Origin of the sequence: Pedobacter psychrotolerans, from assembly GCF_004340665.1 — a bacterium.
GTDB lineage: Bacteria > Bacteroidota > Bacteroidia > Sphingobacteriales > Sphingobacteriaceae > Pedobacter > Pedobacter psychrotolerans.
Genome location: NZ_SLWO01000003.1, coordinates 76,679 through 88,199, shown reverse-complemented (window position 1 = coordinate 88,199; position 11,521 = coordinate 76,679). Strand labels below are relative to the sequence as shown.

Below are 11,521 nucleotides of genomic sequence, written 5' to 3'. Positions count from 1 at the left end.
TGATATTCAACGCAAGTAATAGATCACAGTTAAGATAATCACAGTGGCTTGTAAAAAAATGTGGGTTTAATTAGTAAATTATGACTTAATTCGTAATTTGGTAAAATATAGTTTTTGGTTTTACGTTAAGAAACGTATTCTCAGGTTTTACCAAATGCCAACATCTAAAATTACGTACCCTTAAAGGATGAACTTCAATTACATCTGTAAACTTGCCTTTTCTGCACTGTCACTGGTCTTAGTGTTTGTTAAAACAAATGCACAGGTTGTGGTTGGCAATACATTAACCAATGGAAGTGAATCTAATAATATTGTAACGGCTGTTCCATTCTTATTGATTACGCCAGATGCCCGTGCAGGCGCAATGGGTGATGCAGGAGTAGCAGTAACTGGTGATGTAAATTCATCAAGTATTAACCCTTCTAAACTTGCATTTCTTGATAAGCCATATGGATTTGCAGTATCTTATAGTCCTTGGTTGAAAAGCCTGGTTCCTGATATTAGTCTGGCTTACCTCAGTGGATTTTACAAATTAGACGATCGAAATACTATTGGTGCATCTTTAAGGTACTTTTCATTAGGGTCAATTCAACTAACTGATATTAATCAGCAGGAGCTGGGAATAGCTAACCCAAATGAACTGGCTTTTGATGTTACATTTGCAAGAAATTTTGGAGAAGAATTTTCATTAGGAACGTCCCTCCGTTACATATATTCCAATCTGGCATCAGGCCAGTTTGCTTCTGGTCAGGTTCGCGGAGGTAATGCTGTTGCAGTGGATGTATCAGGATTATATAAAACATCGAGTAACCTGTTTGGCAAACCAACAATCTTATCAGCAGGAGCTAATATTTCTAATATTGGTACTAAAATGAGTTATTCTGACAATGGTCAAAGCTTTTTTCTGCCAACAAATTTTAAATTAGGCGGGGCTTCTACCATTACGTTAGACGATTACAGCACCTTTACTTTTGCGCTTGATTTTAATAAGTTATTGGTACCCACGCAACCAATTTACGATGCTAATAATAATATAGTAAGTGGAAAGGACCCAAACAGATCTGTTCCCGCAGGAATATTTGGGTCATTTAGTGATGCACCCGGTGGCTTTAGCGAAGAATTAAAGGAAGTAGGCATTTCTACAGGTATGGAATATTGGTACAACCAACAGTTTGCTATCCGAGCCGGCTATAATTATCAAAGCCCACAGAAAGGCGATAGCCGTTATTTTACAATGGGATTAGGCCTTAAATACAATGTCTTCAATATAGATTTTTCTTATTTATTAGCAAATGCGCAAACTAGTCCCCTTGCTAATACTTTACGGTTTAGTCTTTTGTTTAACTTTGGCGATCGTAAAATCGTGAAGTAACTTACGATTCGACTTTTTACAATCGATTCTTCAAATTAAATCATAAATCAAGATACATGAAAATAAGAGTAGGCTTTGGCTTTGACGTCCATCAGTTAAAAGATGAACACCCTTTTGTAGTAGGTGGCGTAACATTAGCACACCATAAAGGCGCTTTTGGTCATTCAGATGCTGATGTTTTACTACATGCCATTTGTGATGCACTTTTAGGTGCAGCCAATCTCCGTGATATTGGCTTCCATTTTAAAAATACAGACGACCGATGGAAAGGGATTAGCAGTGTAATTCTATTAAAAGAAACCATAAAATTACTCACTGAAAAAGGCTGGCAGGTAGGGAATATAGATGCCATGCTCTGTTTGGAAGCACCCAAAATTAATCCTCACATTCCTGATATGCAGAAAAATATTGCTGATGCCATTGGAATTTCAACTGAAGAAATCTCCATCAAAGCAACAACAAATGAGCAAATGGGATTTATTGGGCGTGAAGAAGGGGTAGTGGCTTATGCTGTATGCTTAATTGAAAAGGCCTGATTTTTACCAACAATTTAAATTACTCAAAAGCTGGATGGATTTCGACTATCCAGCTTTTTAAGTCATTACTCTTCCAGGTAACCGAATTTTCCCTGATTGTAATCTGATAGTGCCTCATGGATTTCAGCTTCTGTATTCATTAAAAAGGGGCCGTAGTGTGCGATGGGTTCATCAATAGGTTCGCCGCTTAAAACTAGAATGACACTATTTTCTAAGGCTTCGATTTCAATTTCCGTTCCCTTATTTTCGAAATGTACAAAACTATCTGCATGAGCTTCTTCCTTTCCATTTATTTCTATTGATCCCTCAATCACCATGAGGCCAGTATTATAATTGGCGGGAAAACTTAAATTTGCTTTTTCGCCTTTATTTAATCTGGCGTTATATAAATGAATTGGTGTAAAGGTATTTGCGTTTCCAAGTATACCCTTGTAATTTCCTGCAATAACCTCAATTTTACCTCCATGATCTGGTAAGTTAAAAATGGCTATTTCAGATTGCTTGATCGCCTGATATCCGGGCTTTCCAATTTTATCTTTTGCAGGTAAATTAACCCACAACTGAACCATTTGAAAGGGACCGCCTATTAGACTATAATTCTCTTCATGATATTCCTTATGCAGAATACCCCGGGCAGCAGTCATCCATTGAACATCACCAGGATAAATAACGCCACTATTTCCCGTACTATCATGATGTGCAATAGCGCCATGATAGGCTATGGTTACAGTTTCAAAACCACGATGTGGATGAATTCCTACTCCACGCGGATTTTTCCGGGCTGAGAATTCAATTTTTGAACCATAATCCATCAGAAAGAAGGGACTCATATTAATTTTATATCCTTCAGGAAAAAAATTGTGTACCCTAAAGCCATCTCCAACCATGTGTGGTGCAGGTGCTTTTAAGATGCTGGCTATTTGTTTTGTTTCCATTCCCTTTTCAATTATTGAGGCATGGGGTTTTGAGCATAGAGCTTCTATGCCCAAAACTCAAAACACTATGCTGTATTATGCTTGTTTAACGAATTGTAGTTCACCTAGTAAGCGAACTTCTTCACTCACCATTACACCGCCACCTTCTATGGCTGTATTCCAGGTGAGGCCAAAATCTGTTCGGTTAATTTTGCCACTTAGTGTAAAACCAGCTTTAGTATTTCCCCATGGATCAGTTGCAATGCCACCAAATTCTGCAGTTAATTGTACTGGCTTGGTTTCGCCTTTAATAGTTAAATTACCATTGATAAGATAATCACTGCCTTCTTTTCTTACTGATGAAGATTGAAATTCCATCGTTGAAAACTGCTCTGCATTAAAAAAATCAGCACTTTTTAAATGATGATCACGGTCTGTATTCCCTGTATCTAAAGAATTAATGTCGCCTTCAAATGAGATCTTACTGTTTTCAAATTCATCATCTTCTGCGTCCAATTCAGCTGTAAAAGATTTTAAGTTACCAGTAATGGTAGTGATCATTAAGTGTTTTACTTTGAACTGAAGTTCGCTATGTGTTGGATCTAATGTCCATTTTGTAGTAGCCATATATTTTTGTTTTGATGCGTTTAATATTACATCACAAAAATACGTAAGAAGGTTAAAGAGGAGATTGATGTATGTTAACTAATGGGTGATTATTGAAGGATTGAATTAGAGAATGTTAACGTATTGAAAGGCCATCCATCATTCAAAATTCTTTCATTCAAAATTAATTAAGGTCGGAAGTGTTTATTGGCAAGTTCTTTTCTTACTCTACTTAACGATTCTGGGGTAATGCCTAAATATGACGCAATCATCCATTGAGGTACGCGAAGTGTAAGGTTTGGATAAAGTTTGATGAAATCTAGATAGCGTTCTTCTGCAGTTGCACTTAATAACATATTAATCCTCTTCTGCATGAAGCGAATCGAATTGTTTAATAATCTAACTTGCATGGGTTGCAAACATGGTACCTGAATAGCTGCCTGCTCCATAAAGTCATTTGGCATGAGCACTACTTCAGAAGCTTCAATCGCCTCAATAAAAAATATTGATGGCTCATTATTCATATTATTCCTGTCTGAAATTAACCAGTTTTCTGGTGCAAACTGAAGTATATGTTCTTTGCCTTTTGAGTCAATGGAGTAAGCTCGCAATAGTCCTTTACAAACAAAAAAGCCATGTTTCAGATTATCTCCTGTGTATTGAATGATTTGGCTTTTGTCGAATTTCTTTACTTTTAATGGAGAAGAAATGCTATCAAATTGCTCATCAGTTATGGCTATTTTTTCTTTGAGATAGTTTTTAAACTGATCAATCATAAAGGAAGTATTACTTTTTTGAAGGTTTAATGTCTGAAAAATCTACCCCACACTTGCAGTTGCCACCGCAGCCATCTTTCTTAACCTGAAGCGATTTATAAACCAAACGGCCAACATATACCAATGCTACCGCAAAAAGGAAAAAGACTAAAATGGTTTGAATATTCATGACACAAATATAATAGGCTTTTTTAGTTTTGGTGTTCAGGTGAATGTAAATTATTAAACGGGCTGGGGTTAACTGGAAAACATTTTACCAGAGGGAGAACAGCGTTTTTACACCGGGTTAAAAGTAAAAACCCATGCTTAGTGTTCTCTATGCTTATTCTTTGTGTTCTCCGTGGTTAAGCTTGATGCAATTGAAATAGAATTTACCACCGAGGTCACAGAGTGTTACACCGAGCACACTGAGGTGTAAAAGTTGTTAGCTTAAGCCTATTTAACCCAGCTTTGTGTGCTCTGCGCCTTTTCTTTGTGGTTAAAAAATCAGTAATCATTCCGTAATGTTTGATATTAATTTTTCGCCACGGAATCACAGAAATCACGGAAGAATTATATCTCTGTAGTTAATAAAATCAAAAATCATTCTTCCATAAATCCAATCGTACCACCAACCCAATCAAAATCTGCGTTGTATCTCACACCAATCATTTTGCCACGACTTAACCTGGCCAGGCTAATACAAAGCTGTGGTTCACCATCATCTGGCCATAAATACATCATTCTGATTTCTGCCTTAACTCCGCCAGATGGTGATTTTACTGCAGGTTCATAGTTTACCTTCTTTTGCAAAATCCAGTTTTCAGGGTCTGCAATGGCGTTAATATCTTGTTCTGTAACATCTATTATTACGCCCATACCCGCAAAAGAAAATAAAGGTTTCAGTACGTAGTTTTCAAGATCAGTTGGAATGCTGTCAATTTGATTCAAGAAACGGGTTTCAGGAACAAACTCACTATCTAGAAAAGGCATGGTGTATTTACTAATTCTGTAAAACCAATTTGGATGGGTAACCCATTCTATATCCAATTCCTCGCGGGGATCAAAGCTGGTTTTAAAGATTTCCGGATTATTGGCTACTTCATCAAAGATTAACCGATTATAAATTCGTTTTAAATGAATCTGTTTACCATTTTCCTCGTAGAAGAGTTGCTTACCTACTTTTTTGATATCTGTCAGTGCCAGTATTTTAATACCCAGCATTTTTTGTGTCACAAAAAAATCGATTGCTGTTTTTTGGTTTGGGGCATCGACATCCATCAGTGCTACCTCATGTGGCTGATGTTTACCTATAATGACTTCTTTTAATAACTGGATGTATTTCTCTTCATTAAATCCATTCAGGAAATAGTTAACGGATGAATCAATTTCAAAATGCGTTGTAAAAGTTTTTCCCATGTGGTGCTGAAATCCATAAAGCGATGGAAAGCCTTGCATTTCGATCAACATTGGCGTTAATCCGTCGGCTTCACTTTTACAAATACCAAAATCAAAAGTGAGAAAATGAGGATGATCATTTTCATGAGGTACGCTCCACTCTGGCGGAATTGATGGAGAGGTAATGTCTTTAAAGTTAGGCTGTTTGATCAGTTTAATGATTTCTTCCCCAGCGGCGACAAGTTTTTCTTTTAAAGCTTTAGGAATGAATACGGGCGTTTCCGCCACGCGAAAAGGTATTTTAGGATAACCAATTTCCAGGTCTTTAATGAATGTTCGATATTTTTCATTATTAATCTGCTTATTGTATTTTTCGCGTTGGGAAGGTATCATATGTTAGTATTTGTTTTTGACAACCGACTTTGATGTTATGCTTCTTGCAAATTTCCGATTGCTTTATTCAAAAAATTAGGTAAAATCACACTTTGTGTCAAAACAATTCTTGCAGGGTCATCTAGGCTATTCAGCATATCTAAATACTTTTGTTCACCATGCATATCAACAATAGCTTTCTTCTTTTCTTCCTGAAGTAAGTACATTTTCATTCCAACCGGATCAGCCTCAGGATGGAATTGTGTGCCAATAATTTCATTAGAAAATCGAATAGCCATCATGCAACGTTCTAAATCGATATGCTTGCGCTCTTTCTCTATTGCTAAAAGCTTTGCACCTTTTTTTTCAAAGGCATCAAAATCAGGTTCTATCACTTGCCAATCTCTACTGTCAACAGAGAAAAATGGATTGGTGATGCCGTTAAAAATCTCATCCTGCTCGCCTTCTTCAGTAAGTGTGATTGGAAAGATCCCAAAAGCATTCGATCGCCTTTCGGTTACATTACCCAGTTTATATTTTCGGCAAGCCAGTTGAAAGGAATGACAAATCAGAAAAGCATGTTTTTTTTGTGTTTCACTTTGTGTATTAAAAGCTTCAATCTGATCCAGGAGGTTATAAAAATCATTTTCCCACTTCTCACCTTCACTTTCCAGCGGACTTCCAGGTCCGCCACTTGAAATGTAAGCATCGTAATCCAATCCAGGGATTTCTCCCCTTTGCCTTAAATCAAAAAGATCAAAAGAAAGGTTAATGTGATTATCATCTCTGTAGCGTGCAAGAATTTCCTGAATTCCCCGCATGCCCTGGTTAGGAGCGCCGTTATTCATGTCAATAACGGCGACCTTAAAATCTTTTTTATTCATCGTAAAATTACTTGGCACCAATCAGTGTTTGGGTAGTAATGTAATCCACTACCGATTCAAAGCTACCAGTTTGCTGATAAACTGCCAATTGTCTATCAGCACCAGTGCCATGCTCCAATATTCGGTGTACATAATTAATGTCATCACGGCATCCCAATTCATCCACCACATCATCAACAAAATCCAATAATTCGAGGATCAGGTTACGGCAATTTACTTCCATTTCTTTACCAAAATCAATCAAATTCCCATCAATTCCATAACGGGCAGCACGCCATTTATTTTCATTAATGAGTGCTCTGGAATAGCTGATAAATTCCATATTCTGCAAACGCAGCTTATATAATTTAGCACAAAGTGCCTGAAACAGTGCGGTGAAAGCCATTGTCTCGTCAATCAGCATCGGACAATCGCAAATGCGAAATTCTACCGTATCAAAAAATGGGTGAACACGAATGTCCCACCAGATTTTCTTAGCATTATCCATGCAATTGGTTTTGATTAGCAGCTTTACATAACTATCATAATCTTCAATACTATTAAAAATATCAGGAATGCCTGTTCTAGGAAACTTGTCGAAAATTTTAGTTCTGAAAGATTTATAGCCGGTATTTCTTGATTCCCAAAAAGGTGAATTGGTTGATAATGCAAATACGTGTGGCAAAAAATACCGAACCTGATTGGCAATGTGTATAGCCAGCTCACGCGATTGAAAACCAACATGAACATGAAGACCGAAGATCAGGTTAGATCTTGCAGCCTCTTGTAATTCATTTACAATTTCATTGTAGCGGGGGTGTTCGGTAATCAATTGCTTTTCCCAGTGTGAAAAGGGGTGCGTACCCGCAGCACCAATCCGTAATCCTTGTTCTCCGGCCAGTTGTGAAACGGTATAGCGCAGCTGAGAAATTTCTTTCCTCGCTTCGGTAGTTGATTTACAAATTCCGGTTCCAACTTCTACCACAGCCTGATGCATTTCGGCCTTTACCTGGTCTTTATGAATCTTTTGTGCAGCTTCTACAATCTTTTGATCATGCGAGGTAAGTTCCCTGGTAACGGGATCGATTACCATATACTCTTCCTCTATGCCCAGCGTAAATTCGTTCATCCTAATTGAAGTTTATTTTTATCCCTTTTATTTTTTTGAAGCTGCTTTCTTAGGTTTTGCAGTTGTTTTTTCGGTTGTTGTTTTAGCTGCAACAGGTTTTTTAGCAGTTGCTTTTGGTGCCGCTTTAGCCACTAAGGGTTTTCCGGCAACCGATGCCTTAATGTATTCGCCCCAGGTTAAATTATCCTGACCATCTATTTGTGCTTTGGCTCTTTCGATGGCATAATTTGCAGTGGTTTCTACTACCCAGTCAAAATTTTCTTGTCCGACGCTTTTAATATCTGCATCGGGCGCAGGGTTGCAGAAATCAATCGCAATAGGCACACCATCACGAACGGCAAATTCTACTGTATTAAAATCGTAGCCTAAGTACTGGCATAACTTCAGTGTATATTCTTCAACTGTTTTTAGCAATTTAGCATCTGGTGCTTTCCCATCAACAGCATAGCGTAAATGATGTGGATTGCGTGGATCATATTGCATTATACGAACGTGTTTCCCGCCTATACAATAACATCTAAAATATTCTTCGAAGATGATTTCCTCTTGTAAAAGCATCACCAATTGTTCGGTCCCACTGTGTTTATCGAAAAAATCTTCTTTGTCATGAAGTTTATAAACATCTCTCCATCCACCGCCATCATATGGTTTCATATAAGCCGGAAAACCAGTATATTCGAAAATCGCATCCCAATCCAATGGCATTGTCAGGTTAGAAAAAGACTCACCTGTGGTTCCTGTTGGGTGTTGTCTTGACGGAATTAAAGCCGTTTTCGGAACCGGAACACCAATTTGTTCGGCAAGTGCATTGTTAAAGAATTTCTCATCCGCGCTCCACCAGAATGGATTATTAATTACGGCGGTACCAGTGGTAGCTGCATTTTTTAACGATGCACGGTAAAACGGAACATCCTGAGAAATACGATCGATAATCACCGAATAACCAAGGGGTACATTTTGAAATATTTTATCGATTTTAACTGCCTCTGCAGTAATGCCATCTTCTGCTTTTTGATTAATCCTTTCGATAACAGCTTCAGGAAATGAACGTTCCTGGCCAAATAGAATCCCGATTTTTTTCATTTGTACTATTTAATTTTAATTGTGTTAACAGGTTAATCGTATAACTGGGTTAATTGTTTTATTGCTTGTATAAATCCTAAACTTATAATTGCTGCAGAAAACTATAATTGCGCAATGTAACTGGGGAACATTTCTCTCCAGATCGGCCAGTCATGATCTGCATTTTGCCTGATATCCAGCCAATGATCAATGCCTTTTTTTGCTAAAATGCCTGATAAATTTTCATTATCTGCACGACACATATCCCGGTCTGTGGTTCCCAAAACAATTTTCATGTGGTGCAATTCTGGGTTACTGTTGTTCATCAGGTTATCTACTGGGTTATTAAAATATACATCATCATTATAAAAGCCATCTAACTGACCTTTAATATCAAATGCACCACTCATGCTAAACATATGGCTCACCAGCCAAGGATGCCGAAAAGCAAAGTTGGCCGCATGATAACCACCAAAGCTACAGCCTGCGGTAATGATTTTATTACTCCCAGTTTCATTTCTAGCCAATGGAGCTACTTCTTCCAACAGATACTTATCATACCAAATGTGATTTTTAACTCTATCTGCAGGATGGATACTTTTATTGTACCAACTTAGCTTATCAATACTATCAGGACAGTAAACTTTAATTTTACCCTCCTTAATAAAACCCTCCACTGCATCAATTAGTTTAAAATCTTTATTCTCATAATAGCGTCCCATACTGGTTGGAAATAGCAAAACAGGAATGCCAGCATGACCAAAGATGAGCATATCTATATCTGTACTTAAATTTGGGCTGTACCACTTTTTATGTTCTTCTCTCATATTGAAAATTGAATGTTTTAAGATAGAAATTTATTATTATAAAAAGAATCTTGTATGCCTAAATAAAAGCGTAATGTAAAAATTGAATACTGATAATTAATAGTTTAGTGAGATTTGTACCTTTGCCCAATTAAAGGGCAATATGCCAGTGTTAGGGGATTTAATATATGTACACCGCAATTTTATCAGTAAAAGTTAATATCAATCATTTTAAAATTCCTTCTGCTTATTTACAGCATGAAGTAGATATAGATATGTATGTCCCTGAAGGGATTTTAGGTAATGAAAAAATAGAACTTCTTTTAGTTAATGATGGCCAGGATGTAGCGAAAATGGATTTTGCTCAACTACTGGAGGATGCACACCTCACTAAACGAAATCATCGGTTAATTGTGGTTGCGATAAAAGCATCTGCAGATCGTTTAATGGAATATGGCGTTGCTGGCACACCTGATTTTAAAGGGAGAGGGGCGCATGCTGGGTTATATAACGATTTTATCATTAAGGAACTTTTGCCTTTCGTTAAAAAGAAAATTGCGATGCCCATTACAGGTAAAGTTGCTTTTGCAGGTTTTTCACTTGGTGGTTTATCTGCTTTTGATATAGCCTGGAATAATCCGGCTGTTTTTGATGTTGTGGGTGTTTTTTCGGGTGCATTCTGGTGGCGTAAAAAAGATTTAACTGATGGGTACACCGATGCGGATCGAATTATCCACGAATTAATCGATTCTAGCGATACCAAACCGGATATGAAATTCTGGCTGATGACCGGAACAGAAGATGAAAAGGCAGATCGCAATAGAAACCTAATTATTGATTCGATAGATGATACCATTGATGTGGTAAAAGAGCTCCTGAAAAAAGGTTACAAGCGGCCAGATAACATCTTTTACTATGAAAAGGTTGGTGGAAAGCATGATGTAACAACCTGGGGTGATGTGATGCCTGCTTTTTTGAATTGGGCATTTGAGGCTTAACTGCTAATTGTACTTTTCAAGTATTCCCGTATCAAATATAGTCCATAAACAGCTTCTTTGTCCGCATGACTTTAATGCTGCATTTGTCCAGGTGTTGCAGGTTTTAAAAATGCTGTAACTGCCTTTTGCCTCATAAAAGGCATCACCCTTATCATAATGAATGTTTGTGTTTACTTTAATAAAATGCCCTGAGGAATCTACCTGAAAACTGTTTGTAATATATTGAATCAGCTGTTGATACTGATCATGGCTAATCATTACTTTTTTGCAGTTTTCATCTTCTCTAAGATACTGATAATAGGTTGCGTGTATGGCAGAAGTGCTTAGGCCGGTTATAGCCTTTAAAGCAGTGGTTAATTTTAAGTCAGAAAATGCTGGTGTTTCCAGGTAAAATTTTCGATCTCCCCAGCCTACGGCCAGGTAATGGTATGTGCCATCAGCTTCCAAAGTATTGGAATAAGGGATTTTATCTGTCCAGATAAAATCTTTATTTGCTGCGGGCATTACAATATCAGTATGGATGCCATTGGATAAAATATAGATGGCTACTTCTGCTTTATTTTTAGGATGAGCGTTTATGGTAATTCTCGAAAAACAAAAAGCCAGCAGAAAGTAAAATCCAATCAACGAGATAAAGATCAATGTGAACCTGACAGCATATTTTAACAATCTTTTGCTCATCTGAAAATTAAATGGTTTTATGGTTAATA

General features: G+C 37.3%; 13 protein-coding genes. 3 read left to right on the top strand and 10 right to left on the bottom strand.

All coding sequences use genetic code 11. The features are described 5' to 3' along the window. Nucleotides 1-187: 187 nt before the first annotated feature. A complete protein-coding gene (porV, locus tag EV200_RS07755; protein WP_132530864.1) occupies nt 188-1,372 on the top strand; it encodes a type IX secretion system outer membrane channel protein PorV in 1,185 nt (394 codons plus the stop codon). Nucleotides 1,373-1,428: 56 nt separating this feature from the next. Beyond that, entirely contained in the window at nt 1,429-1,908 is a 480-nt protein-coding gene (gene ispF, locus EV200_RS07750; protein ID WP_132530862.1) for a 2-C-methyl-D-erythritol 2,4-cyclodiphosphate synthase, read from the top strand. Nucleotides 1,909-1,973: 65 nt separating this feature from the next. On the opposite strand, the gene EV200_RS07745 is transcribed toward ispF, so the two are convergent. The 9 genes from EV200_RS07745 to EV200_RS07705 form a co-directional block, all read right to left on the bottom strand. Then, on the bottom strand, nt 1,974-2,843 hold the full coding sequence (locus tag EV200_RS07745) for a pirin family protein (RefSeq protein ID WP_132530860.1): 870 nt from the start codon (nt 2,841-2,843) through the stop codon (nt 1,974-1,976). 75 nt (nt 2,844-2,918) lie between these two features. Next, on the bottom strand, nt 2,919-3,449 hold the full coding sequence (locus EV200_RS07740; RefSeq protein ID WP_132530858.1) for a YceI family protein: 531 nt from the start codon (nt 3,447-3,449) through the stop codon (nt 2,919-2,921). A 167-nt stretch (nt 3,450-3,616) separates the two neighbouring features. Then, the gene (locus tag EV200_RS07735) at nt 3,617-4,204 is read right to left on the bottom strand and encodes a Crp/Fnr family transcriptional regulator (RefSeq protein ID WP_088299767.1); all 588 of its coding nucleotides are present in this window, start codon (nt 4,202-4,204) and stop codon (nt 3,617-3,619) included. Between the two features lie 10 nt (nt 4,205-4,214). Continuing rightward, complete coding sequence (locus EV200_RS07730) at nt 4,215-4,373, bottom strand: FeoB-associated Cys-rich membrane protein (RefSeq protein ID WP_132530856.1); 159 nt, start codon at nt 4,371-4,373, stop codon at nt 4,215-4,217. Nucleotides 4,374-4,786: 413 nt separating this feature from the next. Further along, entirely contained in the window at nt 4,787-5,974 is a 1,188-nt protein-coding gene (locus tag EV200_RS07725) for an ATP-grasp domain-containing protein (RefSeq protein WP_132530854.1), read from the bottom strand. A gap of 35 nt (nt 5,975-6,009) precedes the next feature. Continuing rightward, nucleotides 6,010-6,837: a type 1 glutamine amidotransferase gene (locus EV200_RS07720; protein WP_132530852.1), complete on the bottom strand. Its 828-nt coding sequence runs from the start codon at nt 6,835-6,837 to the stop codon at nt 6,010-6,012. 7 nt (nt 6,838-6,844) lie between these two features. Then, nucleotides 6,845-7,945, bottom strand: coding sequence for a carboxylate-amine ligase (locus tag EV200_RS07715; RefSeq protein ID WP_132530850.1), 1,101 nt, complete (start codon nt 7,943-7,945; stop codon nt 6,845-6,847). A 27-nt stretch (nt 7,946-7,972) separates the two neighbouring features. Beyond that, nucleotides 7,973-9,028 (bottom strand): ATP-grasp domain-containing protein, encoded by a 1,056-nt coding sequence (locus EV200_RS07710; RefSeq protein ID WP_132530848.1) that lies wholly within the window; start codon nt 9,026-9,028, stop codon nt 7,973-7,975. 101 nt (nt 9,029-9,129) lie between these two features. Beyond that, complete coding sequence (locus EV200_RS07705; protein ID WP_132530846.1) at nt 9,130-9,834, bottom strand: esterase family protein; 705 nt, start codon at nt 9,832-9,834, stop codon at nt 9,130-9,132. Nucleotides 9,835-10,001: 167 nt separating this feature from the next. Between EV200_RS07705 and EV200_RS07700 the strand changes: the two genes are divergently transcribed. Further along, the gene (locus EV200_RS07700) at nt 10,002-10,811 is read left to right on the top strand and encodes an alpha/beta hydrolase (protein WP_132530844.1); all 810 of its coding nucleotides are present in this window, start codon (nt 10,002-10,004) and stop codon (nt 10,809-10,811) included. 3 nt (nt 10,812-10,814) lie between these two features. Here the strand turns inward: EV200_RS07700 and EV200_RS07695 are convergent, their stop codons facing one another. Beyond that, nucleotides 10,815-11,492, bottom strand: a complete 678-nt coding sequence (locus tag EV200_RS07695) for a TIGR02117 family protein (RefSeq protein WP_132530842.1) — start codon at nt 11,490-11,492, stop codon at nt 10,815-10,817. Between the last annotated feature and the right edge of the window lie 29 nt (nt 11,493-11,521).

What these genes read in the sequence shown, in the direction of transcription:
- porV (WP_132530864.1), top strand. Translation starts at nt 188, where the DNA reads ATGAACTTCAATTACATCTGTAAACTTGCCTTTTCTGCACTGTCACTG.
- ispF (WP_132530862.1), top strand. Translation starts at nt 1,429, where the DNA reads ATGAAAATAAGAGTAGGCTTTGGCTTTGACGTCCATCAGTTAAAAGAT.
- EV200_RS07745 (WP_132530860.1), bottom strand. Translation starts at nt 2,843, where the DNA reads ATGGAAACAAAACAAATAGCCAGCATCTTAAAAGCACCTGCACCACAC.
- EV200_RS07740 (WP_132530858.1), bottom strand. Translation starts at nt 3,449, where the DNA reads ATGGCTACTACAAAATGGACATTAGATCCAACACATAGCGAACTTCAG.
- EV200_RS07735 (WP_088299767.1), bottom strand. Translation starts at nt 4,204, where the DNA reads ATGATTGATCAGTTTAAAAACTATCTCAAAGAAAAAATAGCCATAACT.
- EV200_RS07730 (WP_132530856.1), bottom strand. Translation starts at nt 4,373, where the DNA reads ATGAATATTCAAACCATTTTAGTCTTTTTCCTTTTTGCGGTAGCATTG.
- EV200_RS07725 (WP_132530854.1), bottom strand. Translation starts at nt 5,974, where the DNA reads ATGATACCTTCCCAACGCGAAAAATACAATAAGCAGATTAATAATGAA.
- EV200_RS07720 (WP_132530852.1), bottom strand. Translation starts at nt 6,837, where the DNA reads ATGAATAAAAAAGATTTTAAGGTCGCCGTTATTGACATGAATAACGGC.
- EV200_RS07715 (WP_132530850.1), bottom strand. Translation starts at nt 7,945, where the DNA reads ATGAACGAATTTACGCTGGGCATAGAGGAAGAGTATATGGTAATCGAT.
- EV200_RS07710 (WP_132530848.1), bottom strand. Translation starts at nt 9,028, where the DNA reads ATGAAAAAAATCGGGATTCTATTTGGCCAGGAACGTTCATTTCCTGAA.
- EV200_RS07705 (WP_132530846.1), bottom strand. Translation starts at nt 9,834, where the DNA reads ATGAGAGAAGAACATAAAAAGTGGTACAGCCCAAATTTAAGTACAGAT.
- EV200_RS07700 (WP_132530844.1), top strand. Translation starts at nt 10,002, where the DNA reads ATGTACACCGCAATTTTATCAGTAAAAGTTAATATCAATCATTTTAAA.
- EV200_RS07695 (WP_132530842.1), bottom strand. Translation starts at nt 11,492, where the DNA reads ATGAGCAAAAGATTGTTAAAATATGCTGTCAGGTTCACATTGATCTTT.